General features: G+C 38.4%; 25 protein-coding genes and 1 tRNA gene. 6 read left to right on the forward strand and 20 right to left on the reverse strand.

The features are described 5' to 3' along the window. Positions 1-35: 35 nt before the first annotated feature. The 19 genes from OQ267_RS14055 to atpD all read right to left on the reverse strand — a co-directional run bounded on the left by OQ267_RS14055 (position 36) and on the right by atpD (position 18,537). Positions 36-1,196 (reverse strand): 2-isopropylmalate synthase, encoded by a 1,161-nt coding sequence (locus tag OQ267_RS14055; protein ID WP_088300269.1) that lies wholly within the window; start codon positions 1,194-1,196, stop codon positions 36-38. A 10-nt stretch (positions 1,197-1,206) separates the two neighbouring features. After that, entirely contained in the window at positions 1,207-2,298 is a 1,092-nt protein-coding gene (gene leuB / locus OQ267_RS14060; RefSeq protein WP_265836406.1) for a 3-isopropylmalate dehydrogenase, read from the reverse strand. A 58-nt stretch (positions 2,299-2,356) separates the two neighbouring features. Further along, positions 2,357-3,847 carry an ATP-binding cassette domain-containing protein gene (locus OQ267_RS14065; protein WP_265836408.1) on the reverse strand — a complete coding sequence of 497 codons (1,491 nt, stop codon included), beginning with the start codon at positions 3,845-3,847 and terminating at the stop codon, positions 2,357-2,359. Then, entirely contained in the window at positions 3,847-4,431 is a 585-nt protein-coding gene (gene leuD, locus OQ267_RS14070; protein WP_265818949.1) for a 3-isopropylmalate dehydratase small subunit, read from the reverse strand. The genes OQ267_RS14065 and leuD overlap by 1 nt, the downstream gene beginning before the upstream one ends. Before the next feature lie 59 nt (positions 4,432-4,490). Further along, positions 4,491-5,180 (reverse strand): class I SAM-dependent methyltransferase, encoded by a 690-nt coding sequence (locus tag OQ267_RS14075; RefSeq protein WP_265836409.1) that lies wholly within the window; start codon positions 5,178-5,180, stop codon positions 4,491-4,493. 227 nt (positions 5,181-5,407) lie between these two features. Continuing rightward, positions 5,408-5,524: an antibiotic biosynthesis monooxygenase family protein gene (locus OQ267_RS22570; RefSeq protein ID WP_416348657.1), complete on the reverse strand. Its 117-nt coding sequence runs from the start codon at positions 5,522-5,524 to the stop codon at positions 5,408-5,410. Positions 5,525-5,586: 62 nt separating this feature from the next. Then, the gene (gene leuC / locus OQ267_RS14080) at positions 5,587-6,999 is read right to left on the reverse strand and encodes a 3-isopropylmalate dehydratase large subunit (protein WP_265836410.1); all 1,413 of its coding nucleotides are present in this window, start codon (positions 6,997-6,999) and stop codon (positions 5,587-5,589) included. A gap of 105 nt (positions 7,000-7,104) precedes the next feature. Further along, a complete protein-coding gene (gene ilvC, locus OQ267_RS14085; protein ID WP_265836412.1) occupies positions 7,105-8,586 on the reverse strand; it encodes a ketol-acid reductoisomerase in 1,482 nt (493 codons plus the stop codon). Positions 8,587-8,758: 172 nt separating this feature from the next. Further along, positions 8,759-9,220 carry a DinB family protein gene (locus tag OQ267_RS14090; RefSeq protein WP_265836414.1) on the reverse strand — a complete coding sequence of 154 codons (462 nt, stop codon included), beginning with the start codon at positions 9,218-9,220 and terminating at the stop codon, positions 8,759-8,761. Continuing rightward, positions 9,217-9,615 carry a glyoxalase superfamily protein gene (locus OQ267_RS14095; protein ID WP_265836415.1) on the reverse strand — a complete coding sequence of 133 codons (399 nt, stop codon included), beginning with the start codon at positions 9,613-9,615 and terminating at the stop codon, positions 9,217-9,219. Before OQ267_RS14095 ends, OQ267_RS14090 begins: the two co-directional genes overlap by 4 nt. An 85-nt stretch (positions 9,616-9,700) precedes the next feature. Then, the gene (gene ilvN, locus OQ267_RS14100) at positions 9,701-10,339 is read right to left on the reverse strand and encodes an acetolactate synthase small subunit (protein ID WP_088300259.1); all 639 of its coding nucleotides are present in this window, start codon (positions 10,337-10,339) and stop codon (positions 9,701-9,703) included. Positions 10,340-10,415: 76 nt separating this feature from the next. Next, positions 10,416-12,167 carry a biosynthetic-type acetolactate synthase large subunit gene (ilvB, locus tag OQ267_RS14105; RefSeq protein WP_265836416.1) on the reverse strand — a complete coding sequence of 584 codons (1,752 nt, stop codon included), beginning with the start codon at positions 12,165-12,167 and terminating at the stop codon, positions 10,416-10,418. 21 nt (positions 12,168-12,188) lie between these two features. Continuing rightward, positions 12,189-12,782 (reverse strand): ORF6N domain-containing protein, encoded by a 594-nt coding sequence (locus tag OQ267_RS14110; RefSeq protein ID WP_265836417.1) that lies wholly within the window; start codon positions 12,780-12,782, stop codon positions 12,189-12,191. Positions 12,783-12,859: 77 nt separating this feature from the next. Then, positions 12,860-14,542 carry a dihydroxy-acid dehydratase gene (gene ilvD / locus OQ267_RS14115; RefSeq protein WP_265818940.1) on the reverse strand — a complete coding sequence of 561 codons (1,683 nt, stop codon included), beginning with the start codon at positions 14,540-14,542 and terminating at the stop codon, positions 12,860-12,862. Between the two features lie 26 nt (positions 14,543-14,568). Continuing rightward, the gene (locus OQ267_RS14120) at positions 14,569-15,156 is read right to left on the reverse strand and encodes an O-methyltransferase (RefSeq protein ID WP_088300255.1); all 588 of its coding nucleotides are present in this window, start codon (positions 15,154-15,156) and stop codon (positions 14,569-14,571) included. A gap of 5 nt (positions 15,157-15,161) precedes the next feature. Next, on the reverse strand, positions 15,162-16,052 hold the full coding sequence (gene ilvE, locus OQ267_RS14125) for a branched-chain-amino-acid transaminase (RefSeq protein ID WP_088300254.1): 891 nt from the start codon (positions 16,050-16,052) through the stop codon (positions 15,162-15,164). A 76-nt stretch (positions 16,053-16,128) separates the two neighbouring features. Then, positions 16,129-16,266 (reverse strand): hypothetical protein, encoded by a 138-nt coding sequence (locus tag OQ267_RS14130; RefSeq protein ID WP_172406446.1) that lies wholly within the window; start codon positions 16,264-16,266, stop codon positions 16,129-16,131. Between the two features lie 441 nt (positions 16,267-16,707). After that, positions 16,708-16,953 carry an ATP synthase F1 subunit epsilon gene (gene atpC, locus OQ267_RS14135; RefSeq protein ID WP_029283968.1) on the reverse strand — a complete coding sequence of 82 codons (246 nt, stop codon included), beginning with the start codon at positions 16,951-16,953 and terminating at the stop codon, positions 16,708-16,710. Between the two features lie 81 nt (positions 16,954-17,034). Further along, positions 17,035-18,537 (reverse strand): F0F1 ATP synthase subunit beta, encoded by a 1,503-nt coding sequence (atpD, locus tag OQ267_RS14140; RefSeq protein WP_088300253.1) that lies wholly within the window; start codon positions 18,535-18,537, stop codon positions 17,035-17,037. A 160-nt stretch (positions 18,538-18,697) separates the two neighbouring features. On the opposite strand from atpD, the gene OQ267_RS14145 reads away from it, so the two are divergent. The 6 genes from OQ267_RS14145 (at position 18,698) to obgE (ending at position 23,969) form a co-directional block, all read left to right on the forward strand. Continuing rightward, positions 18,698-19,606: an SDR family oxidoreductase gene (locus OQ267_RS14145; RefSeq protein WP_265836419.1), complete on the forward strand. Its 909-nt coding sequence runs from the start codon at positions 18,698-18,700 to the stop codon at positions 19,604-19,606. A gap of 75 nt (positions 19,607-19,681) precedes the next feature. Next, the gene (locus tag OQ267_RS14150; RefSeq protein ID WP_265836422.1) at positions 19,682-20,146 is read left to right on the forward strand and encodes a redoxin domain-containing protein; all 465 of its coding nucleotides are present in this window, start codon (positions 19,682-19,684) and stop codon (positions 20,144-20,146) included. Positions 20,147-20,245: 99 nt separating this feature from the next. After that, a tRNA-Arg gene (locus OQ267_RS14155) sits at positions 20,246-20,319 on the forward strand. Between the two features lie 225 nt (positions 20,320-20,544). Then, positions 20,545-21,921, forward strand: a complete 1,377-nt coding sequence (locus OQ267_RS14160) for a jacalin-like lectin (protein ID WP_265836423.1) — start codon at positions 20,545-20,547, stop codon at positions 21,919-21,921. Between the two features lie 367 nt (positions 21,922-22,288). Then, the gene (locus OQ267_RS14165; protein WP_088300249.1) at positions 22,289-22,858 is read left to right on the forward strand and encodes an adenylate kinase; all 570 of its coding nucleotides are present in this window, start codon (positions 22,289-22,291) and stop codon (positions 22,856-22,858) included. 115 nt (positions 22,859-22,973) lie between these two features. Then, positions 22,974-23,969 carry a GTPase ObgE gene (gene obgE / locus OQ267_RS14170; protein ID WP_088300248.1) on the forward strand — a complete coding sequence of 332 codons (996 nt, stop codon included), beginning with the start codon at positions 22,974-22,976 and terminating at the stop codon, positions 23,967-23,969. A 78-nt stretch (positions 23,970-24,047) separates the two neighbouring features. Here obgE and OQ267_RS14175 read toward each other — a convergent pair whose 3' ends face one another. Then, the gene (locus OQ267_RS14175; RefSeq protein ID WP_265836425.1) at positions 24,048-24,788 is read right to left on the reverse strand and encodes a YdcF family protein; all 741 of its coding nucleotides are present in this window, start codon (positions 24,786-24,788) and stop codon (positions 24,048-24,050) included. Positions 24,789-24,842: the final 54 nt, after the last annotated feature.

Here is a 24,842-nt window from a genome sequence, read left to right on the forward strand (position 1 = left end):
GCTCACTTTTAGTTTAGTCTTTAACCTTTCAAGTTCTATGCTAAATGCAGGGCAACCAGCTGGTTTAAATCATGATCATTAATGCCTTGTTTGCCATCTGCTAAAACCAAAAACTGTTTATAAACCATATCCAGATTGTCTTTTTCCAATCTATGGCCTAAGCGATCCAGATGGTGTTTCAATGCATGTCGACCGCTCCTCGCTGTCAATACAATTGTTGCATCCGGGAAACCTACATCTTCAGGTTTAATAATTTCGTAGTTTTCACGGTTTTTCAAGAAACCATCCTGGTGAATGCCGGAACTGTGCGAGAACGCATTTCCACCAACAATCGCTTTATTTGGTTGAACAGGCATATTCATTTGGTTTCTGATCATGTGGCTCATTTCGTAAAAGCGGGTAGCATCAATCTGGGTGTTTAATCCCAAAATTTTATGGGTTTTTAAAATCATCACTACTTCTTCCATCGACGTATTTCCTGCACGTTCACCGATACCGTTAATGGTACATTCTACCTGCCGGGCACCATGCTGTAAGCCTGAAATTGAATTTGCCGTAGCCAGGCCTAAATCATTGTGGCAGTGAACTGAAATAATTGCGTTGTCAATATTTTTTACGTTTTCTTTTAGATAAAGAATTTTAGAACCGTATTGGTCTGGAAGGCAATAACCATTTGTATCCGGAATATTGACTACAGTAGCACCAGCTGCAATTACCGCTTCAACCATTTTAGCTAAAAATTCAATATCTGCACGGCCGGCATCTTCTGCGTAGAACTCTACATCCTCTACAAATTTTTTCGAATATTTTACCGCTTCTACAGCACGTTCTAAAATTTCTTCGCGGGTACTGTTAAATTTATGTTTGATATGGAAATCAGAAGAACCAATCCCGGTATGAATCCGTGGTCTTTTTGCATAACGTAAAGCATCAGCTGCTACATCAATATCATTTTTATTGGCACGTGTTAACGCACAAATAATAGGGTTGGTTACAGCTTTTGATAATTCGATTACGCTGTTAAAGTCTCCCGGACTGGATACGGGAAAACCAGCTTCAATAACATCAACGCCTAGTCGTTCAAGAGATTTTGCGATTTCTACCTTCTGGTTTGTATCTAACTGGCAGCCCGGAACCTGCTCACCATCACGTAAGGTTGTGTCGAATATATAAACTTTGTTTGGGTCGTGAATCATAATCTTAAATTTAAGAGTGAGTAATTTTTTGAGATAAGAATTTTAATACCAATTTGCCCATTTCGGCAGTGCCTAAAACTTTAAATCGGTTAGTGCTTTGATCAGCAATGTCGTGCGTTCTGAAACCTTCTTTCAAAACCTCATCAACCGTGTCTACCAATAATTTAGCTTCTTCTTTGAGCCCGAAGCCAATTTCAAGCATTAATGCTGCTGATAGGATAGAGGCCAATGGATTTGCTAAATCTTTACCTGTAATATCGTGTGCAGAGCCATGAATAGGCTCGAAGAAACCGGTGCTTTCTCCAACAGATGCGGAGGCTAACATGCCCATTGATCCCGCAATTTGAGAAGCTTCATCAGTTAAGATATCGCCAAATAAATTTGCAGTTAAAACCACATCAAATTTCTTTGGATTTTTGATTAATTGCATGGCCGCATTATCAATAAACATGTGCTCCGTTTCTACATCTGGGTATTGTTTTGCAATCTCCTGAACGGTTTCGCGCCATAGGCGTGAACTCTCTAAAACGTTTGCTTTATCTACCGAACATAATCTCTTATTGCGTTGCTGCGCCGCCTGATAGGCTTTATGTGCAATACGCTCCACTTCGTAACGGTGATAGATCATTAAATCGGAAGCCGTGTTTCTATCTTCTGAGCGGGTTTTTTCTCCGAAATAAACATCTCCTGTCAATTCGCGGAAGAACAAAATATCGGTTCCCCTTAAAATTTCCGGTTTAATGCTTGAGGCTTCCAGAAGTTCATCAAATAGTAATATCGGACGGAGATTGGCAAAAAGACCCAGTTCTTTGCGGATTTTTAGCAGGCCCTGTTCAGGTCTTACTTTTAAGCTTGGGTCGTTATCGTATTTGGCGTGACCAATGGCTCCGAAAAGGATGGCATCGCTTTTTCTTGCTTTATCTAAAGTTTCGTCAGGCAGTGGCTCACCTGTAACTTCAATTGCTGCATGTCCCATTAAAGCTTCATCAAAAACAAACTCATGTCCGAAAATTTCTGCAATTTTCTCTAATGCTGCTTTTCCCCAAGTGGTTACTTCGGGTCCAATACCGTCTCCAGGTATTACTAAAATGTTCTTCTTCATTGTATGAGATATATTATCATCTTTGCCAGGTACGAAGCAATTTTTTGCACTATATTTTCTAGATGGAATTGCTTTGTACCTCGTAATGACGAGTTTTGGTATTTAAACTTTCGACGACTTTTACCTCGCCTTTTTCTAATAATATTCTTTTTTCTATGCAGGTTGGCAACTGCGATTCAAAATGGCCAACGTAAATTAAGGTCATGCCATTGCTACACAGTTCATCAACCAGTTGGTTAAAATGTTGTGTTTGCTGCTGATCCAATCCCTGGCAGGGTTCATCGAGAATTAACAGCTCCGGATTTTTGATAATGGTTCTGGCCAGTAAAACCAATCTTTGGTTACCCAATGGGAGCGTACTTAATAACTCATTTCGGCTTTCTGTTAATCCAAAATAGTTGATCAGTTCATTTACCTGTTCACTTTTTGAATAGGGCAGTTGCTGAAATAAACCTACGGAATCATAAAAGCCCGAGGCGATGCTTTGCCAAACAGTAGCGGTTGGATCAAAATACCAGTGAAACTCGGGAGAGATTAAGCCTATATGCTGTTTAATGTCCCAGATGCTTTCACCACTTCCACGCCTGTTGCCGAATAAATAAAGTTCGTTGGCATAAGATTGTGGATGATCGCCGTTTACCAAGCTTAACAAGGTCGATTTTCCAGAACCATTATGCCCTTGTAAAAGCCATTTTTCGCCAGCCTTAACTTCCCAGTTGATATTTTTCAATACCTGTTTTTCGCCATAGCTAATGTTCACATTAACCATTTTTACAATATTCTGCGAACTATAAACCGGCGATTCTTTTAAGAAATCCGGAATTTCTCTTAAATGGATTTCGGAACTGACAGAGGGTTCTAAAGCATCTACTTGAATTAATTGTCCCTCTCTTATTTCGGCAAAAGAATTGATACAGGTTGGTAATTCACTTTCATTACAGATCAAAATCAATTGAACCCCTTCTTCAGCCACCCGGTCCAGTAAAATGTTAAGGCTCTTGCGCGAAGCCGCATCTAAACCTGTATATGGTTGGTCGACAATTAATAACTGTGGTTTTAACCAAAGTGCTTTAACCAATTGCAGTTTTTTATGTTCGCCGCTGGATAATTCAATTAATTGTGAACTTGCAAATGTCGCAAAACCCAAAGCTTCTAATATCGGTTCTACCTGATCTAAGTGAAGCCCTTTTTCTTTACCATAACTGACCAACTCTGCATGAACGGTTAAAGTTTCTTTAGCCTGCTGACTGGTATAACGTTGCTGGTAATAAAAATTGGCAACACCTTCTAAGTTTTTAAACTGGTACCAGCTTTCTACATAAAGTACTTCTTTTGGTAGTGTGCTCAATACATCAAAATCAATCTCAATACTTCCCTGAGCTGGAATTAAACCTGCAATTGCTTTTGCTAACGAAGTTTTTCCTGTTCCGCTTTTACCACCAATTACATAATTTTCGCAAACATTCATTGCCCAATACAAATCCTTTAGCACCAGTTTGTTGTGGTAACTCAGATTTAAATTCTGTATGTGAACGAATGGTTTAAACATTATCTTGCTTGCTCGAATTCTTCAATTAATTGTTTTTGGTTTAAGATGAAATCGATATCATCATAACCGTTAATCAGGCATGATTTTTTGTAAGGATTGATCTCAAAAGATTCCTGAGCACCAGTTTCAATAATGGTTACCGTTTGATTTTCCAAATCAACTTCCAGTGGCGATTTAGCATTCTGATCCACCGCTTTAAAAATCTGGGACAGGAATTCTTCACTCACCTGAATGGGTAACAAACCATTATTTAGTGCATTGCCTTTAAAGATATCAGCAAAGAAGCTGCTGATCACAGCATCAAAACCTGCATCCTGAATAGCCCAGGCTGCATGTTCACGACTACTTCCACAACCAAAGTTTTTACCGGCAACCAAAATTTTACCGCTATAAGTCGGGTCGTTTAAAACGAAATCAGCTTTAGGTTGATTATCATTTTCGTAACGCCAGTCGCGGAACAAGTTTTCGCCAAAACCTTCACGCGTAGTCGCTTTTAAAAACCTCGCCGGAATAATCTGATCGGTATCGATGTTTTCTATATTTAAGGGCACTACGGCCGATGTTAATGTTGTGAACTTCTTCATTTTAATATGATTTCACTGGTTTAAAAGATTTCACCGATTAAAGTGATTTCATTGATTAATTATTGTTTATTTGCAGCAAAGACTACAAAATTGTAATACTGATAATAACAGTTTGCATTTTGCAATCCTGCTTCTTCCAACCATTTTAACTGGTCGTTTAATGATGCCATCATATCAACTTTAATTCGATCGAAGGCACTTTGCTTTTCATCTTCTGTTAAATTTGGATGTTGCTTTACGTGGTTTTTCCAGTTTTCAGTATAAATCTTTTCTGCTAAATCGGTTTCACCTAAAACCTGATCGGCGTTAATCAACCAGCCATCAGATTTTAGTGTTTTTGCGATTTTCCCAAATAACTGTTGTTTCAATTCATCTGGTAAATGATGTATGGCTAAGCCGGAAACTACCAAATCGTAATGATTTTCAGGTAAATCAATGGTTGCAAAATCCGCATTCAAAAAGCTGATGTTCTCATTTCCTACGAAGCGTTCTTTTGCTTTTTTAAGCATATCCTGAGAAATATCTACAAGTGTGATTTTAGCGTCGGGATATTTTTCTTGAAAAAAAGCACTCATTAATCCTGTTCCGGCACCAACGTCCAAAATGTTCTTTACAGTTGAAACTTGTTCAGATAAGGCTAAAGCTGTTCCATAAAAATCATCAAAACAAGGAATCAGAAAACGCCTTTGCCTATCGTACTTTTCCGATACGGCATTAAACTGATTTTGTATTTCTTGTAATTTTTCCATTTTTATTTTATAGCCTTCGTATTTTACAACCTATGTACATTTAAGATTTTGTTGCCTTAAACCTCAGTATAATGTTCAACTGTTGGAAAAGGATCATAAAAGTGATGTAATAAATTTTTCCAATCCTGATAGGCAGCTGAACCTCTAAAGCCTTCAGTATGATCTTCCAATGTTTCCCAATTAACCAGCAGAATATATTTACCAGTTTCTTCAAGGCATTTTTTTAATTAGTGCGAAATGTAGCCATTCATTGATGAAATGATTTTTTGAGCTTCGCTAAAGGCCTTTTCAAAATCAGCAGATAAACCTGCTTTTACATGTAATATCGCAACTTCTAAAATCATGTTTTATGTTTCTGTTATCGCAATTACTAATGAATAGGTATTTTACAATCTTTAATCTTTGTTTATCCTTGATCTTGCAAAAGCATCTCCCTCACATCAGTAATTACACCAGTAACAGCGGCGGCGGCAGCCGTTAACGGACTAGCCAAGAGTGTACGGGCATTTTGTCCTTGTCTACCTTCAAAGTTTCTGTTCGATGTAGACACACAGTATTTACCAGCAGGGATTTTATCTTCATTCATACCTAAACATGCGCTGCAACCTGGTTCGCGTAACTGGAAACCTGCTGCTTCAAAAATCCGATCTAAACCTTCATTCTTAGCCTGTTGCTCCACTTGTTTTGAGCCTGGAACAATCCAAACCGTTACGTTATCTGCCTTGCGTTTGTCTTTAACGAAATCTGCTACTTCGCGTAAATCTTCAATGCGTGAATTGGTACAACTGCCAATGAAAACATAATCAACCGATTTGCCGATTAAAGATGCATCATCATCGAAACCCATATAATCCAGTGCCTTTTGATAAGAAAGCTTTTCTTTCTCTGGTTGTGCATTGGTTGCGGGGATATGTTCCTGGATGCCCATACCCATTCCGGGGTTGGTTCCATAAGTAATCATTGGCGCAATATCCGCTGCATCAAAAGTGAGTACGCTATCAAATTTGGCATCAGCATCGCTGTATAAAGTTTTCCAGTAGGCTAATGATTTGTCCCATTCTTCACCTGCGGGCGCAAACTCTCTTCCTTTAATATAATCGAAAGTGGTTGGGTCTGGTGCGATTAACCCTCCTCTGGCACCCATTTCAATGCTCATGTTACAGATCGTCATCCGGGCTTCCATACTTAAAGCCTCTATTGCCGAACCTGCATATTCAATAAAGTATCCGGTACCACCCGCAGCAGATATCTGTGAAATGATATAAAGAATAATATCTTTTGCGCCAACGCCTTTACCAAGTTCACCATTTACCTCAATTTTCATGGTTTTAGGTTTCGATTGCAATAAACATTGTGTGGCGAAAACCTGTTCTACCTGCGAGGTGCCGATACCGAAAGCAATTGCACCAAAAGCACCATGTGTAGAGGTGTGACTATCGCCGCAAACCATTGTTTTTCCTGGTAAGGTTATACCTAATTCAGGACCGATGACGTGAACAATTCCCTGGAATGGATGTCCTAAACCATAAAGTTCAATACCAAATTCTGCACAATTTTTAGTCAGCATATCCACCTGATAGCGGGAAAGTTCCTCTTTAATGGGTAACGACTGGTTTAAAGTAGGCACATTATGGTCGGCTGTTGCCACCGTTTGTTTCGGACGCAAGACAGGCAAACCTCTTTTGCGCAAACCATCAAAAGCCTGAGGAGAAGTTACCTCGTGAATGAGGTGTGTATCGATGTATAAAATGTCAGGAAATCCTTCTTCACTTTTTACAACGTGAGCATCCCAAATTTTTTCTACTAATGTTTTTGACATTTTTACCCCCTAGCCCCCTAATGGGGGAATTTAAGTTTGTAATTATTATTTTTCTAAGACCTGTCCTAAATCCCCTCTAAAAAGAGAGGGGATTTAGGGGTGAGGTTATGCAGTTTTAATGGCTTTCATTGCAGTCATTGCTTTGCGTAAAGTAGCACCAATTTGTTCTACTTCATGTGAGCGGATGGCCTCATTCACTTCAATTAATTTTCTATTGTCTACAGCGCCATCCTTACCTTCATTAAAGTTTTTACCAACCAAATCAGTATCTACCTTTTTCATAAAGTCAGCTAATAATGGTTTACAAGCCTGATCAAATAAGTAACAACCGTATTCAGCGGTATCAGAAATTACACGGTTCATTTCGAACAATTTCTTACGGGCAATGGTGTTTGCAATAAGAGGTGTTTCATGCAGTGATTCATAGTAAGCAGATTCTGGTTTAATACCAGCCTGTACCATCGTTTCAAAAGCCAGTTCTACACCAGCACGTACAAATGCCACCATAAGTGTATAGTTGTCAAAATATTCCTGTTCGCCAATTTTAACATCGCCGGCAGGTGTTTTTTCGAAGGCAGTTTCACCTGTTTCAGCTCTCCATTTTAACAAGTTTTTGTCTCCGGCAGCCCAGTCTTCCATCATGGTGCGGCTAAACTCGCCACTCATGATATCATCCTGGTGTTTTTGAAACAACGGACGCATGATGTCTTTTAGTTCTTCAGAGATTTCAAAAGCTTTGATTTTGGCAACGTTACTTAACCTGTCCATCATGGCTGTAATACCGCCTTGCTTTAAAGCTTCAGTAATTACCTCAACACCATACTGAACCAGTTTGGAAGCGTATCCTGCATCGATTCCTTTTTCGACCATTTTATCGAATGATAGGATAGAACCTGTTTGCAATAAACCACAAAGAATGGTTTGCTCGCCCATTAAATCAGATTTAACCTCTGCAACAAAAGATGATTTTAATACACCAGCCCTGTGACCGCCTGTACCTACGCAATAGGCTTTAGCTTGTGCCAAGCCTTTACCTTGAGGATCGTTTTCAGGGTGTACAGCAATTAAAGTAGGTACACCAAAACCACGAACATATTCGGCTCTCACCTCACTGCCCGGGCATTTAGGAGCCACCATAATCACCGTTAAATCTTTACGGATTTGCATGCCTTCTTCCACGATATTAAAACCGTGAGAATATAATAAAGTAGCACCATCTTTCATCAATGGCATAATGGCATTCACCACAGCTGTATGTTGTTTATCAGGCGTAAGGTTGATCACTACATCTGCAGTTGGGATTAATTCTTCGTAGGTACCAACCTTAAAGTTGTTTTCAGTTGCGTTTTTCCATGAATCTCTCTTGCCTTCAATCGCCTCTTTGCGCAACGTATAGCTTACATCTAAACCACTATCTCTTAAATTTAAACCCTGGTTCAAGCCCTGCGCGCCGCAACCAACAATTACCAGTTTTTTGCCTTTTAAAGCGCTAACGCCATCTAAAAATTCGTTGCTATCCATGAAATCGCAAACACCAAGTTGGTTTAATTTTTCTCTGAGAGGTAATGTGTTAAAATAATTTGACATCGTTTTATTGGTTTATTTCTATTTAATTATCGGTTTATATATTTTTTTCCTTCGGTTTGATTTCACAGATATAGTGATTTCACCGATTTTATCCATTTTCCATCTCACATTTCCTTCGGTTTGATTACACAGATGGGTTGATTTCACAGATCATATCATTCATCTTCAATCTTTAAATTTTATTTTTTTGTGCCCATGCATAGCCATAATGCAAGTTATCATGACCAATCGTGGTGATCAGTACATCTTCTATACTGTTCATCTGCACGCCATAGGTAGCTGTTGTGAAAGGAGTAATGATGGAAAATTTTCCATTTGCATAATCTGCCTTAATTTTTTCAATGCTCTGTAATGCAATGGCTTTTAATTCTGCTACCTCTTCTTTAGTTACTGTATAAGATGGCTTTGTATCTTTTTTATAATACTCGTTAAATTTTACCGAAGCAGCATCTTGTAATACACCGGTACGAACATAACAAAGCGTTTGCGTGCTCACTACAATATGGCCAAAGTTCCAGATGATGTTGTTGTTAAATCCATCAGGAATTTTATTCAATTCTTCGATTGTTAAGCCATCCATTAACTTAATAAATGCCTTACGTGAGTTTATTATGAAATCAAATACTTCGTTCATATTTTTTCTTTAATCTTTGTATTTTCAGCTTCGTTTCGCTCTTCGTTAAAAGTGATCTGGTTAAAGAACGGGTCATTTACGGTTACTGCCCAGGTTCCATGAAAAGTTTCCTCTAAGCCTGGACTATTATATTTGTAATTCTTTGCTGTTATTTCTTTATGGAATTCCTTTAAACCTACACAGTCAACATAAACGTGCGCACCAGGGGCGCTATCTCCATGGTGTTCGCTTAAATGAAGTTCAAGACCGTTTAATGAAACCTGGATATAAACCGGGGAATTCTTTTCCAAGGGGTATTCCCAGTCTATTTTAAATCCAAGCCAATTTACATAAAACTCGATTGCTTTATCATAATCGAATATTCTTAAAATCGGTATGGTTTTATTGCATTTCATATTTCTTTAATTTTTAACCGCAAAGAGCGCTAAGCATCGTGTTGTTTACGTTTCACCTTATGCCTTTCTACCTTTCACCTTTGTATTACATCGTAAAAATCTTCTCTCCCTTATCTAAAAATTCATTCTCTACTAATTCTTCCCCTGGTTCAAAGGCTTCAAATTCTTTCAGCTTTTCGTGGAAGCCGGCACTGTCTTTTATAATGGCAACTCTTGCAGAACGAACAAATTCAATTAACTCATATGGCTCCAGGGCCTTTACCAGAGCATCTGTTTCCTCTCTGTGTCCGGTTACAGCAAAAACCGTATAATCTTTCCGGATTACCACGGCACTTGCGCCATATTGCCTAAGCAAACGCTCTACCGTTACTTTTTCTGCAATTTCATCAGTAGAAACTTTATATAGTGCCAGTTCCTGCCAGATGATTTCCTCATTGGTGTTGAAATAGACTTTCAATACCTCAATTTGCTTTTCAATCTGGCGTGCAAGTTTTCTCACTACTTCGTAACTTTCCGTAATTACAATGTTAAAACGGTGAATCCCATCTATTTCTGATGGCGAAGTGTTTAAACTTTCGATATTTATTTTTCTTTTAGAGAAAATGATCGCAATCCTGTTTAACAGACCAATACGGTTTTCTGCATATACGGTGATGGTGTACTCCTGCTTTCCGTCTAAATCAGCCTTGTCTATTTTATGTTGTATTGTATTTTCAGTACTCATGTCCAAAATTTTTACCACCAAGGCACAAAGGCCATGAAGGTTTTGTTTATGCTATTTTTCGCTTTAGTCTTTCAGCTTACTTCAACCTGATTTCGCTTACACTCATTCCTTGAGGAACCATAGGGAAAACGTTATTTTCTCTTCCTACCATCACCTCTAACAGATAAGAACCCTCGTGGCTGATCATCGTTTCCAAAGCTTTTCTGAGGTTAGCACGATCATCAACTTTATCAGCTTCGATGTAATAAGATTTAGCTAAAGCCACAAAATCAGGACTGGTAATGTTCACAAATGAATAACGTTTATCATGAAATAATTGTTGCCATTGACGAACCATCCCTAAAAAACGATTGTTTAAAATCAGGATTTTAACAGCTGCCCCGAATTGCATAATGGTACCCAGTTCCTGTGGGGTCATCTGGAAACCACCATCTCCAATAATGGCGATTACCGTTTTATCAGGAGCACCGTATTTAGCACCAATTGCCGCAGGTAAGCCAAATCCCATGGTACCTAAACCACCAGATGTAATATTACTACGGGTATTATTAAACTTAGCATAACGGCAGGCCACCATCTGGTGCTGACCAACATCGGTAACGATAACAGCATCGCCACCACAAATTTCATTGATGTTGCGCAATACCTCGCCCATGGTCATTTCCTCACTGGTTGGATACAGTTCAGGAGTAATTACCTGATCAATTTCCTGTTGGTTATATTCTCTGAATTTGGCCACCCAGTCTTCATGTTTGTTTTCATGCACCAGTTTGGTTAACAAGGGTAAAGTTTCCTTACAATCGCCCCAAACCCCTACATCAGCTTTAACATTTTTATCAATTTCAGCTGGGTCTATATCCAAATGAATGATTTTGGCTTGCTTTGCATATTTATCTAAACGCCCGGTTACCCGATCATCAAAACGCATCCCGATTGCGATTAAAATATCACATTCATTGGTTAAAACATTAGGGCCATAGTTGCCATGCATTCCTAACATCCCTACATTTAAAGGATGGGCGGTAGGGATCGCGCTTTCGCCCAAAATAGTCCAGGCCGCTGGAATGCCAGTTTTCTCTATAAAAGCTTTAAATTCTGTTTCAGCTTTGCCTAAAACAATACCCTGTCCGAAAAGAACAAATGGTTTTTTTGCTTCGTTGATTAGTGCAGCTGCTTGCTCAATATATTCTACACGAACTTTGGGCTTAGGGCGGTAAGAGCGGATATGATTGCATTTTACATATTCAGGAAATTCCTCTACCTGTAATTGTGCATTCTTGGTAATATCAATTAAAACCGGTCCTGGTCTGCCGCTTTTAGCGATATAAAAAGCTTTGGCCAAAACTTCAGGAATTTCTTTTGCATCAGTAACCTGATAGTTCCATTTGGTAACTGGCGTAGTAATGTTAATGACATCTGTTTCCTGGAAAGCATCAGTTCCCAAAAGATGAGCAAAAACTTGTCCGGTAATACAAACTAGCGGCGTGCTATCAATCTGGGCATCGGCTAAGCCAGTAACTAAATTTGTAGCACCAGGGCCGCTGGTGGCAAACACTACACCAACTTCACCACTTGCCCTTGCAAAACCTTGTGCGGCATGGATACCACCTTGCTCATGGCGGACCAAAATATGTTCTAATTTGTCAGCATAGTCATAAAGTGCATCATAAATTGGCATGATGGCACCGCCGGGATAGCCAAAGATGGTAGTTACACCCTCTTCAATTAATCCATTCAACAAAACCTGAGATCCTGTTCCTTTAAAGAGGGTTTTTGAGGCTTCTGCCTTAGTCTCGGTTTGTTGTAGTGTATCTTGTGCAGTTTCCATAATTATATTTTTACGGTTCTATTATTCTTTGATTTTAAACCCAATCCGCTCTCTATCTTTCCATTTCAACTGAGTGATCTTTTCGTCTATTAAATTTTCCATTGCATCATATAGTTCATTCAATTGAACATCGTGTTCACCAATCCGTTCTTTAATTGCTGTTAGTTGTTCATTCATATTACTTTGTTTTAGCAAAATTTTTCGAACATCAACAAAAACTCTCATGATGGCAATATTCATGTTAATTGCCTTTTCACTCTTCAATACGCCACTTAGCATCGCTACGCCTTGCTCTGTGAAAGCATAAGGCATTTTTCTGGTGCCTCCCCAACTTGAAGTCACAATTTGTGACTTCAAGTTGGGGTTATTAGTCAACTCAATTTTTAATGGGTTAACTTTTTCATATCCGGTTACCATTTGTGATCGGATACTTTCCCATTCTTTTGAAGTAAGTTGAAACATAAAATCTTCAGGAAAGCGTGTGATGTTTCGTTTCACTGCCTGATTCAATACTTTTGTCTCTACTTCGTAAAGTGATGCCAGATCAAAATCTAACATTACCCTTTCATCCCTGATTGTATAAATTCTACTTTCAATGCTTTTAATAATTTGCATATCGTTTTCATTTAAATATTAGTTTATAGTCGGGATGACTTTTTGTTATTTCCTTCTCCCTTCAAAGGGGATAGGGTTTAATATTCGTCAGTTACACAGCCACTTGCTGCGTCTGATACTGTTTTAGCATATTTGTATAAAACACCTTTTGTAACTTTTAATTCTGGTTGAACATATTTTGCTCTTCGTGCTGCGATAATTTCTTCGCTTACTTGCAAACTGATGATGTTATTTACGGCATCAATCAAAATTGGGTCGTTATCTTCCACCAAGCCGATTAAGCCACCTTTGTATGATTCCGGAGTGATGTGCCCAACCACAAAACCGTGTGTACCACCTGAAAAACGTCCATCAGTAATCAAAGCAACTGATTTACCTAAACCAGCACCAATGATAGCAGAAGTAGGTTTCAACATTTCAGGCATGCCCGGTGCACCTACCGGACCAGAATTTTTAATCACAATTACATCACCAGGCTGAACACGACCACTTGAAATACCTGCAATTAAATCATGCTCACCATCAAATACACGCGCCGGACCTTCGAACTTTTCACCTTCCTTACCGGAGATTTTTGCAACTGAACCTTTTTCGGCTAAGTTGCCGTAAAGGATTTGCAAGTGACCAGTTGGTTTGATGGGTTCGCTTAATTTCTGAACAATTTTCTGATCATAATCCATAATTGATTTTACATCAGCCAGGTTTTCAGCCATTGTTTTGCCGGTTACGGTTAAGCAATCGCCGTGTAATAAACCCTCGTTTAGCAAGTATTTCAATACTGCAGGGATGCCGCCATACTGGTGTAAATCTTGCATTAAGTATTTACCACTTGGTTTAAAATCGGCCAGTACAGGGGTTATATCGCTCATTCTCTGGAAATCATCCTGTGTAATGTCGATGCCGATGGCTTTGCCCATTGCGATAAAGTGCAATACGGCATTGGTACTTCCGCCTAATATGATGATGGAACGAATGGCATTTTCAAATGCCTTTCTCGTCATGATATCAGATGGCTTAATATCTTTTTCCAATAAAACTTTAATGTATTTCCCGGCATCTAAGCACTCTTGTTTTTTTTCCGGACTAATGGCCGGGTTCGAAGAGGAGTAAGGCAAACTCATTCCTAAAGCCTCAATTGCCGAGGCCATCGTATTGGCCGTATACATGCCGCCGCAGGCACCTGCACCCGGACAAGTATGTTTGATGATGCCCTGATAATCTTCTTCCGATAAATTACCGCAAATTTTTTGTCCTAAAGCTTCAAAGGCAGAAACGATATTCAATTCCTCTCCTTTGTAATGTCCTGGTGCAATTGTACCACCATAAACCATGATAGACGGGCGATCTAAACGGGCCATTGCCATAATCGCTCCCGGCATATTTTTATCACATCCCGGAATAGAAATAATACCATCATAATACTGCCCCCCGCAAATGGTTTCAATACTATCTGCAATCACATCACGGCTCACCAATGAATAACGCATACCATCAGTACCATTACTCATTCCATCACTTACACCAATGGTATTAAAAACCAAACCCACTAAATCATTTTTCCAAACCCCGGCTTTAACATCTTTTGCAAGGTCATTTAAGTGCATATTGCAGGTATTGCCATCGTACCCCATGCTTGCAATGCCAACCTGTGCCTTTGCCATATCCGCATCGGTTAATCCGATTCCATAAAGCATGGCTTGCGCCGCCGGTTGTGTGGGATCTTGTGTAAATGTTTTACTGTATTTGTTTAATTCGCTCATGGTTTAAAATGTATATACTGGTTCTGTTAGTTTGTTGTTTTTTTTACGCCAATTACAATGCCTGAGGCCCATACCTGTTTAGTTATTTGCAAATCGTTGCGCGATTCTAAATCTGCTATTAACTTGATTGCTTTTTCCTGATGACCGTCAGGCCAATTTAATTGAGGAAGCATATCATCTATAATATAAAGTCCTCCTGGATTCAACATGGCAATGACTTCATCCAAAAGCAAATACTTTCCATTCCAGGTATCTGCAAAGATGTAATTAAACTTTTTGTGTTTATTTTTTTTAATCCAATCGCCTCCATCCGTTAAAATTATATTTGCCCGGGTATCATTTCCCAAGAAATCCTTCGCAATGCTTAAAAATTTTTCATCATTGTCAATAGATGTCAGGGTAGATGATGCATCCATTCCATCCAATATCCATGAAGTTGATAAACCTGTTCCTGTACCTAATTCCAGAAAAGTGCTGCCAGGTTTTGAACTTGCAAGTGTTCTTAATAAGGAACAAGTCAGCACATCAGATGCCATATCAAATCCTGATGCTTTAGTCGCACGTAAAATTTGCTGGTAGGTATTCGGAAATTGCTGGTTGATCTCTTGATTCATTATTTTTAGATAATTACCTCATAGTTTACTTTTTCCAATACCAGATTTTTGTAAGCACGCTGAATGGTATAACCAATAGACTCCCTCCAAAGGTTGCGGAAAACAATGTCATCAATGGAAGCAATGCCCGCAATTTCTGTGGCCGTTCCACATAAAAAAGCACTATCGGCATTTTTTAGATCTTCTACCGTTATTTTTTTCTCCATACATTCAATATCTAATATGGTACAAAGTTCTTTCACTGTTGCCCTGGTAATTCCGGGTAAAATATTCCCTAATGACGGCGTATAAATTTTGCCATCTTTTTCAATGAAGATATTTGCACCAGATGCTTCAGCAACAAATCCATGCATATCCAAAAGCAAAGCCTCATCATAGCCTTTAATATTCGCTGCGGTAGTTGCCAGGATGGAGTTTATGTAATTTCCACTCAACTTTGCTTCCATAGGAGTTGATTTCGGGTTTGGTCGTTCGTAATCTGAAATGGTTAATTTCAACAGTTTATTACCTGAGTAAGCATCCCAATCCCAAGCACAAATTAAAATAGAAACCCCGCTCGGGCCATTCAATTTCATGTTTGGGTGGCAAAAAACCAAAGGGCGGATATAAGCGTCTTTTAATTTATTCAGGGTTAATAGCTTATAAGTTTCCTTGATTAATTCTTGCTTATCCCAGGGGAAAGGAATATTAGCTAATTGGCAGGAACGCTCCAAACGATCGAAGTGTGCTGCTGCCTTAAAAATACGGTTGCCGTTATGGGTTTTGTAAGCCCTGATGCCCTCAAAAGCTGCATAACCATAATGTAGCGATTGACCATAAAGATCAGTACTGCTATCTACAGCTTTTTCAAACCGTCCGTCAAGGTAAATAATCGTATTAGAATTATAATATTTCATAATACTGCGTTTTGTTATTTAAAAAAAGCGTCCTGTTTGTGTCAGGACGCTTTAAGTATCATTTTTTTTGAAAAATCTATTTAATCTGCGCCTGCTTACTGCTCCATAAAATATTCAGTAGGAGTAGGTTCGGCGTAATGACAGGTAACAATACAACATTTACTGCAGAAATTGCTGTAGTGTAATGTGAAAAAGTATTGCTTTGAATTGCCATGGTTTTCTGTTTCTTTATAAATACCAATTTAGTTTTTGGTATATTAATAAACAAGAGAAATAGAAAAAAAAAGAAATCAGAATATAATTCTTTAATAACTTGGTAATTTGAAATATAATTCTATTTTTAATGAGAATTACTGATATACCATGGGTGATGGTAGACTAAATATCAAAACGGTATACAGTCTGTTTGTTATGCTTGCATTGCAATTTTTATGGTTTTCTTCTTAAAATGTGTTTTTAACTAAAGAAAATTGAAAATAAGAACAGTTTAAAAACTATATTTTTTAGGCGTTTTCAGGGAATGTAAATTTTAATACATTCAATTTTATCAGGCATTGCTTTATTGTATTCAGTTCTAAAGAAAAAAGCCTTCCCGAAATTAATCGAAAAGGCTTTTCTTTGAGATGCTGAAATAAAATCAGCATGACGAATTTTATTAAGCAATACCTTCTGCCAGAACGACAATTTTATTATGAATGGCTTCAACTACGCCACCTTTAATAAAAAAACGTTGTTCATCAGTTTTACCTGCTTTTATAATAACTTCTCCATCTTCCAAAGTTGAGATGATCGGAGCATGGTCTTTTAAGATCTGAAAAGAACCTAAAGTACCAGGAACAGTAACTGCTGTTACTTCACCTTCGAATACTTTTTTATCTGGGGTTAATATTTCTAAATTCATTTTGAATAGATTTAAGATTTGAGACATGAGCTTTGAGACCAGGTCTCTCTCATATCTCCTATCTAGTGTCTCACGTCTCTCTTAGTTTGCTTCTGCTAATAATTTTTTACCTTTTTCGATGGCATCTTCAATGCTACCAACTAAGTTAAATGCAGCTTCAGGATACTCATCCACTTCACCATCCATAATCATGTTGAAACCTTTAATGGTATCTTTAATGTCAACCAATACACCTTTTAAGCCTGTAAATTGTTCAGCTACGTGGAAAGGTTGTGACAAGAAACGCTGAACACGACGTGCTCTTGATACGACTAATTTATCTTCTTCAGATAACTCATCCATACCTAAAATCGCGATGATATCCTGTAATTCTTTATAACGTTGTAAAGTTTCTTTCACACGTTGAGCCGTGTTGTAGTGCTCATCACCTAAAACAGCAGGAGAGAGGATACGTGAAGTAGAATCCAAAGGATCTACTGCAGGGTAAATACCTAGCTCAGCAATTTTACGTGAAAGTACCGTAGTGGCATCCAAGTGGGCAAATGTTGTTGCCGGTGCAGGGTCAGTTAAATCATCCGCAGGCACATATACTGCTTGTACTGATGTAATTGATCCGCGTTTAGTTGATGTAATACGCTCCTGCATTAAACCCATTTCAGTTGCCAATGTTGGTTGGTAACCTACTGCTGATGGCATACGACCTAATAAAGCTGAAACTTCAGAACCTGCCTGAGTGAAACGGAAGATGTTATCAACGAAGAAAAGGATATCTTTTCCGGCACCTTCGCCATCACCATCACGGAAATATTCTGCAACCGTTAATCCTGATAATGCTACACGAGCACGTGCACCAGGAGGCTCGTTCATCTGACCGAAAACCAATGTTGCTTTAGATTCTTTTAATTTTTCAGTGTCAACAGATTTCAAATCCCATCCACCTTTTTCCATAGAGTGTAAGAAATCATCACCGTAGTTGATTACGCCTGATTCAATGAACTCGCGAAGTAAATCGTTCCCTTCACGGGTACGCTCACCAACACCTGCGAATACTGATAAACCCGCATAAGCTTTAGCGATGTTATTTACCAGCTCCATAATCAATACGGTTTTACCTACACCTGCACCACCGAATAAACCAATTTTACCACCTTTAGCATAAGGCTCTAATAAATCGATTACTTTAATACCTGTAAAAAGTACTTCAGTTTCAGTAGATAAATCTTCGAACTTAGGAGGAGTAGCGTGAATAGGACGGCCACCAGTTTTATCAACAGCAGTAATACCATCAATGGCTTCTCCAACTACATTAAATAAACGGCCTTTAATCTGGTCGCCAACTGGCATTTGAATCGCTGAACCCGTATCAACCACACTCATTCCACGAACTAAACCATCAGTAGAGTCCATTGAGATTGCACGAACACGATCTTCACCTAAGTGCTGTTGAACTTCTAAAACAATTTTTTGTCCATTTTCTTTCGTTATCTCTAACGCATCAAAAATTTTAGGTAGATGGGCATCATCAGCAAAGCTAACGTCAACCACTGGGCCGATAATTTGTGCTATTTTTCCTAAGTTAGGCATATCTGTTGTGAGTAAATTTATTACAGTCAATGAATTAAAGCTGTTTATAAGGGCTCCAATTCGGTTGGCAAAGTTAAGTTATTATTAGTAAATTTTAAATATATATTAGAAATTTTTCTAACAGGGTTTTAATAGGTAATTTAGGGCTTTAAAAAATCGAATGAAAACCATTTTAGTCACCGGAAGCAATGGTCTTTTAGGCCAGAAAATAACGGAAAAAATTTTAAAGGAAGGAAGAGTAAAACTAATTGCAACTTCAAAAGGCGCAAACCGGTATCCTGCTGTTCGAGGTTATCAATATGTTGAAATGGATATTTTAGATTTTGATCAGGTGAAACAAATTCTAAAAATTCATCAACCTGACGCGGTTATTCATACTGCTGCAATGACGAATGTTGATACCAGTGAAGAAAATAAAGCTTTATGTGATCAGTTAAATGTTCAGGCTACTAAAAATCTGGTATCCATTTGTGAAGCATACCGTATTCATTTTATACATTTAAGTACTGATTTTATATTTGACGGGTCGGCCGGCCCTTACAGGGAGGAGGATGTACCCAGACCACTTAGTTATTATGGCGAAACTAAACTTAAAGCAGAAGATGCCGTTAAAGCATCGAAAGTAAGCTGGGCTATTTTGCGCACCATACTGGTTTACGGAATTAATTCTGATATGAGCAGAAGCAATATCGTGCTATGGGCAAAGAATGCATTAGAAAAAGGCCAGCCCATTCAGGTGGTTAACGACCAGTGGCGCACACCAACACTGGCGGAAGATTTAGCCGAGGCCTGTTTGCTGGCGGTAGAAAATAATGCGAAGGGCATATACCATATTTCAGGCAAAGATTACATGAGTATTGCAGATTTAGTAAAAAAAGTTGCCGATTATTGGATGCTGGATCAATCGTTGATTTCGCAGATCAGTTCTGAAAGCTTAAACCAAACAGCTAAACGCCCTGCTAAAACAGGTTTTATTTTGGATAAAGCGATGAATGATTTAAATTACCAACCGCATAGCTTTGAAGAAGGGTTGAAAATCTTGGACGAGCAGATGAAAAAAAATAATTAGTTCACTTGTCACTAGTTCATTAGGCAGGCAAGCTTAATAATAACAATAAAACATTTAACAATAAAACAATTAAATATGTCACTACAAGTAGGCGATCAGGCCCCGGATTTTAAATTATACAGCTCTGATTTAACAGAGGTTTCATTATCAGCTTTTAAAGGGAAAAAGGTCATCATTCATTTTTTCCCGATGGCTTTCACCGGAGTTTGTACAGAACAATTATGTGCCATGCGTGATAACTTTAGCTTTTATGAAGGCATTAATGCGCAGGTATTGGGTATTTCTGTAGATTCTCCATTTTCTTTAGCCAAGTTTAAAGAAGTGCAGGGTTATCAGTTTCCTTTATTGTCTGATTTTAATAAAGATGTATCAGAAGCATATAGTGCTTTTTATCCTGAATTTGCATTTGGTTTGAAAGGTGTTTCAAAAAGAGCAGCTTTTGTGGTAGATGAAGAAGGTAAGATCGCTTATGCTGAAGTTTTAGAGAATGCCGGAGAATTGCCTGATTTTAAAGCAATTGATGATGTTTTGAAGGCCTAATCAAAAAAATGGTGAATATAATTTGAGATTTTTTTAAAAATTAATTGGAAATTAAAATCTCAAATTATACCTTTGCAGTCCGTTAACGATACGGAAAATGCATTTGTAGCTCAATTGGATAGAGCATCTCACTACGGATGAGAAGGTTTGGGGTTCGAATCCCTACAAGTGCACAAAAAGCGGCTGATGATCATCAGCCGCTTTTTTTATACCCCCAAAAATATGGCCTGTTCTCATAAAGTTGTTGGTTGCATAATGCCGCAAGAGCAGTAAAAAGTTTTCAGTTGATGAGCGGATTAATTTTGTAATACAGAGTTAACTTCGAGCTAAAAGTGTGTTTACATATTTGATTGATAATTAATTATTTAATCTTAAGTATAAAAAACATCGCCATTCAAATGAAGTCATCTCAAAAATTAATTGGGCTTGCCATGTCAGCACTGCTTGCCTTAGCCAGCTGTAATAAACAGCAGGAGCAGCCTGTAGCTTTATCAGGTGCTAAATCCAAGCTATCCCTTGCCAGTAACCGGGTAATTACGTCCACAGGTGGTACATTTTCGGTATTAAGTTATAATGTTGCAGGTTTGCCAGAAATAGCCTCCAGTGCACAAACACCCCGGGCAGCCAGTACTGCGTTAATAGGTAAAATGGCGAATGCCTATGATATTGTGCATGTACAGGAAGATTTTAACTACCATGCAGAATTATATGATAAAGGAAATGCCCACCCTTATCGTTCATCTACAAGTGGCGGAGTGCCTTTTGGAGATGGTTTAAATTCCCTGTCTTATTTTCCTATGACAGATTTTGCCCGGATTACCTGGAACAAACGCATTAATGAGAATGCACTTATTCCGAAGGGATTTACATATTGCCGTTACAGAATAGCCGGTGGCGTGTATATAGATGTTTATAATATGCATACCAATGCGGAGTCTGATCAGGCTTCTATAGATGCACGTGCCGATAACCTATTGCAATTGAGTAATTATATTGCTGCCAATTCTAAAGGAAATGCTGTCATTGTAATGGGTGATTCTAACGGCAGGTATACCCGCGATAATAACCTGCATTTATTTCTGAATGTAAATGGAATGATTGATCCCTGGATTGAACTGATCCGTGGTGGTAATATTCCGGTATTGGGCAGTGCGGCTATTGTGTGCGATTTTCCTAATATCAGTAACACTTGTGAAATTGTAGATAAAATATATTATCGCAGCAGCAAATTTATAAAGCTGCAGGCCTCTGGTTATAATGTGGTAAAAAGTTTTGTAAATGATGCCGGTCAGCAGTTATCAGACCATATGCCATTAACAACTAATTTTACCTATACGCTTCAGTCTGCTTTCGGAGCAAGTGATTTATTTGGAGGTCCGCATGGTAATCCATTTAATGATCTCGAAACCCTTACCTCAGCACATAACGCTAAAGTGTTTACCCTGCAAGGAGCCAATCGTGTTGATGGTATAGGAGTAACTTTTACAGATGGAACCATTCTAAAACATGGTGGTAACGGTGGTACTGCACAATCACTTACCTTGCAGAACGGCGAAACTGTTACATCGGCAATGTTATGTTCAGGTGAATACTCAGGTCGCACACGAATATTTTACGTTAAACTTACCACCAGTTCAGGCCGAACACTGGCAGTTGGTACAGCAACTTCAAATGTAGTAACCTATACTGCTCCGACTGGTTATAAAATTACCGGTTTTTATGGTAATGCAGGCGACGAGATAGATAAATTAGGTGTTATTTACACTAAAAACTAATCCATATTAAACATAAGCATAAGCGGTTGCATCATTATCATGGTCAGCCGCTTATTGTTTTATATGCGTAAGATTTGCATTAAATTCGTCTGGCTTTTTTACTTAAATGCACTGTTTTTTAAGAAACTATTCTAAAATGGTGGTGATATTTGGTTTATGTTAAATAATCTTCAGGATTATTCATGTAAATACTTCGAATTGAGTTTGCAGAACCTTGTTTTTTAAATAAATTCTGAATAATAAATGCCTTATAAATTAATAATTATATATTTGCAGCCTTGAAAGGCAACACTTTGTGTTTCGCTTTCTGATAGTATAGCCATAGGAATAAGGCTTTTTAATTTTAAAGATAACCTAAACCACGTTAATGCTTAATTTAGTTCTCTTTGGCCCTCCAGGGGCGGGTAAAGGCACCCAATCTGAAAAACTGATTGCAAAATATCAGTTGGTACATGTTTCAACAGGCGATCTTTTTAGGGCACACGTAAAAGGTGAAACAGAATTAGGAATAAAAGTAAGTCAATTGTTGGCAGATGGCGAATTGGTTCCGGATGCGATTACAATAGCGATGCTTGAAGAAGAAGTGGATAAAAATCCAGATGCAAAAGGATTTGTTTTTGATGGATTTCCACGTACTGTGCCACAAGCAAAAGAACTCGACTTATTTCTAGAGCGTAAAGGCAGTAAAATTGCTGGTGTTATTGCTTTAGATGTTGATCAGGTTGAATTAACCAAACGTATCGCCGAACGCCATAAGGTGAGTGGCAGACCTGATGACGATGCAGAAAAATTGAAAAAACGGATTTCAGAATACTTTGATAAAACCATTCATGTATTACCTTATTATGAGGAGCAGGGAAAATTGAAAAAAGTAAATGGAATTGGTGATATAGAAAAAGTTTATAGTGATCTTTGCGCTGTAATTGATCAGTTCTAATATTAAAAAATTAAATAAATCTCATCCGCAAAAGATAATCAGTTATTTTTTGCGGATGTTTGTTTTTTAGCGATTTTGGTGATCTGAAATCGTAAATCTAAAATTGTAAAGCAATATGTCGCAGGGTTCGAATTTCGTGGATTATGTAAAAATTTGTTGCCGTTCGGGTAAGGGCGGGGCAGGTTCAGCACATTTGCATCGTGATATTTTAACATCAATGGGGGGTCCTGATGGTGGTGATGGTGGTCGTGGTGGCCATATCATCGTGGTCGGGAACAGCAACATCTGGACATTATTGCACCTTAAATACCGTAAACATATTATTGCCGAAGACGGACTGGCTGGCGGGAGTTCACATAAATTCGGTCGTCAGGGTAAAGATGAAATTCTGGAGGTTCCACTCGGAACCATTGCCAAAGATGCAGAAACCGGTGAGGTGCTTTTTGAGATCACCAAACATGGCGAAACAAAAATTTTAACTCCAGGTGGCCGTGGCGGTTTGGGAAATGCCCACTTTAAAAATGCTGTTCAGCAGACCCCCCGTTTCGCACAACCAGGTGAACAGGGAAAAGAAGTTTGGAATATTCTTGAACTAAAGGTTTTAGCTGATGTGGGTTTAGTTGGTTTCCCTAATGCAGGTAAATCTACTTTATTGTCTGTAGTTTCAGCAGCCAAACCAGAAATCGCCGATTATCCTTTTACGACTATCGTACCTAATCTCGGAATTGTAAGTTACCGTGGCGGAAAATCTTTCGTTATGGCTGATATTCCGGGAATTATAGAAGGCGCATCAAAAGGTAAAGGCTTAGGCTATCGTTTCCTGCGTCACATTGAACGTAATTCTGTGCTTTTATTCATGGTTCCGGCAGATACCAGCAGATCGATAAAGGAAGAATACGAGATTTTAAAACGTGAGCTTGAATCTTATAATCCTGAATTAATGCAGAAACCACATATTCTGGCCATTACAAAATCTGATATGCTGGATGATGAATTGGTTGCTGAAATGAAACAGGATTTGCCAGGTATTCCATCCATATTTATCTCCTCTGTTGCGGAGAAAAACATACTGGAATTAAAAGATTTGCTCTGGAAAGCGATTGAAGGCTGAACCTTTTAACTAAATAGGGTCAACAGTATATTTTGCTTCGTAATAACCTGGGTAGTTAAACTGGCTGACAATCAGAAGTTAAGCTCTTATCCTGTCTATCAGGCAGCCTACCCATTCTTTTAATAATACATCCCAAATGGAAAATGCTGCTGCATCCGGAATGATAAAATCAGTCAGTTCGAACGCAGATTTTCCAATAAAATTTGTGGGGTAATAATCCAGTTTTTGCTTCGCAATTTTATCAAATATAATTCGTGATCTGGGGATGTGCCAGGCGCTGGTAATCACCAGGATACTTGCATTTGGTTGTTTGCGGTGGATCATATCAATACTCCGCTGCGCATTTTCTACTGTATTCCTGCTCAAATTTTCAACCCATATGGAAGAGTCGGGGATTCCGATTTGTCTTAAAAATTTATAGGTCAGATCAGACTCTTTGGTTGTGGTGTCTAATAAATTTGCACTGCCTCCGCTTAGCAAGATTTTTTTGAGATTTCCCGCTTTTAAAAGTTTAACTGCCTGAAATAACCTGTCGCTGCTGGGCCCAAAAGCGATGTCATGTGTCCTTAAGTTAAGGGATGAATAACCGCCTAAAACGATACCAATATCATGATGATTGCGTAACGGATAGCTGGATTCGTATGCATGTGCAACCTGCCCTGCAATAAAGTTATTAGAAAAGAATAACAGTGATAATATTGCGGCGATTAACAGTTGCTTTTTTCTTCGTTTAGACGATAATGCAACCAACAGTAGGATAGAAATCCATACTATTGGACGGAGAAGAAATAAAAAAACTTTAGAAAAAATAAAAATCATAGTCAGGCAATTACACCTTAAAACTATGATTTTTATTTTGATCTAACTGGTTGG

Source organism: Pedobacter sp. MR22-3 (genome assembly GCF_026240075.1).
In the GTDB taxonomy this organism is placed as follows: Bacteria; Bacteroidota; Bacteroidia; order Sphingobacteriales; family Sphingobacteriaceae; genus Pedobacter.

What these genes read in the sequence shown, in the direction of transcription:
- OQ267_RS14055 (WP_088300269.1), bottom strand. Translation starts at nt 1,196, where the DNA reads ATGATTCACGACCCAAACAAAGTTTATATATTCGACACAACCTTACGT.
- leuB (WP_265836406.1), bottom strand. Translation starts at nt 2,298, where the DNA reads ATGAAGAAGAACATTTTAGTAATACCTGGAGACGGTATTGGACCCGAA.
- OQ267_RS14065 (WP_265836408.1), bottom strand. Translation starts at nt 3,847, where the DNA reads ATGTTTAAACCATTCGTTCACATACAGAATTTAAATCTGAGTTACCAC.
- leuD (WP_265818949.1), bottom strand. Translation starts at nt 4,431, where the DNA reads ATGAAGAAGTTCACAACATTAACATCGGCCGTAGTGCCCTTAAATATA.
- OQ267_RS14075 (WP_265836409.1), bottom strand. Translation starts at nt 5,180, where the DNA reads ATGGAAAAATTACAAGAAATACAAAATCAGTTTAATGCCGTATCGGAA.
- OQ267_RS22570 (WP_416348657.1), bottom strand. Translation starts at nt 5,524, where the DNA reads ATGATTTTAGAAGTTGCGATATTACATGTAAAAGCAGGTTTATCTGCT.
- leuC (WP_265836410.1), bottom strand. Translation starts at nt 6,999, where the DNA reads ATGTCAAAAACATTAGTAGAAAAAATTTGGGATGCTCACGTTGTAAAA.
- ilvC (WP_265836412.1), bottom strand. Translation starts at nt 8,586, where the DNA reads ATGTCAAATTATTTTAACACATTACCTCTCAGAGAAAAATTAAACCAA.
- OQ267_RS14090 (WP_265836414.1), bottom strand. Translation starts at nt 9,220, where the DNA reads ATGAACGAAGTATTTGATTTCATAATAAACTCACGTAAGGCATTTATT.
- OQ267_RS14095 (WP_265836415.1), bottom strand. Translation starts at nt 9,615, where the DNA reads ATGAAATGCAATAAAACCATACCGATTTTAAGAATATTCGATTATGAT.
- ilvN (WP_088300259.1), bottom strand. Translation starts at nt 10,339, where the DNA reads ATGAGTACTGAAAATACAATACAACATAAAATAGACAAGGCTGATTTA.
- ilvB (WP_265836416.1), bottom strand. Translation starts at nt 12,167, where the DNA reads ATGGAAACTGCACAAGATACACTACAACAAACCGAGACTAAGGCAGAA.
- OQ267_RS14110 (WP_265836417.1), bottom strand. Translation starts at nt 12,782, where the DNA reads ATGCAAATTATTAAAAGCATTGAAAGTAGAATTTATACAATCAGGGAT.
- ilvD (WP_265818940.1), bottom strand. Translation starts at nt 14,542, where the DNA reads ATGAGCGAATTAAACAAATACAGTAAAACATTTACACAAGATCCCACA.
- OQ267_RS14120 (WP_088300255.1), bottom strand. Translation starts at nt 15,156, where the DNA reads ATGAATCAAGAGATCAACCAGCAATTTCCGAATACCTACCAGCAAATT.
- ilvE (WP_088300254.1), bottom strand. Translation starts at nt 16,052, where the DNA reads ATGAAATATTATAATTCTAATACGATTATTTACCTTGACGGACGGTTT.
- OQ267_RS14130 (WP_172406446.1), bottom strand. Translation starts at nt 16,266, where the DNA reads ATGGCAATTCAAAGCAATACTTTTTCACATTACACTACAGCAATTTCT.
- atpC (WP_029283968.1), bottom strand. Translation starts at nt 16,953, where the DNA reads ATGAATTTAGAAATATTAACCCCAGATAAAAAAGTATTCGAAGGTGAA.
- atpD (WP_088300253.1), bottom strand. Translation starts at nt 18,537, where the DNA reads ATGCCTAACTTAGGAAAAATAGCACAAATTATCGGCCCAGTGGTTGAC.
- OQ267_RS14145 (WP_265836419.1), top strand. Translation starts at nt 18,698, where the DNA reads ATGAAAACCATTTTAGTCACCGGAAGCAATGGTCTTTTAGGCCAGAAA.
- OQ267_RS14150 (WP_265836422.1), top strand. Translation starts at nt 19,682, where the DNA reads ATGTCACTACAAGTAGGCGATCAGGCCCCGGATTTTAAATTATACAGC.
- OQ267_RS14160 (WP_265836423.1), top strand. Translation starts at nt 20,545, where the DNA reads ATGAAGTCATCTCAAAAATTAATTGGGCTTGCCATGTCAGCACTGCTT.
- OQ267_RS14165 (WP_088300249.1), top strand. Translation starts at nt 22,289, where the DNA reads ATGCTTAATTTAGTTCTCTTTGGCCCTCCAGGGGCGGGTAAAGGCACC.
- obgE (WP_088300248.1), top strand. Translation starts at nt 22,974, where the DNA reads ATGTCGCAGGGTTCGAATTTCGTGGATTATGTAAAAATTTGTTGCCGT.
- OQ267_RS14175 (WP_265836425.1), bottom strand. Translation starts at nt 24,788, where the DNA reads ATGATTTTTATTTTTTCTAAAGTTTTTTTATTTCTTCTCCGTCCAATA.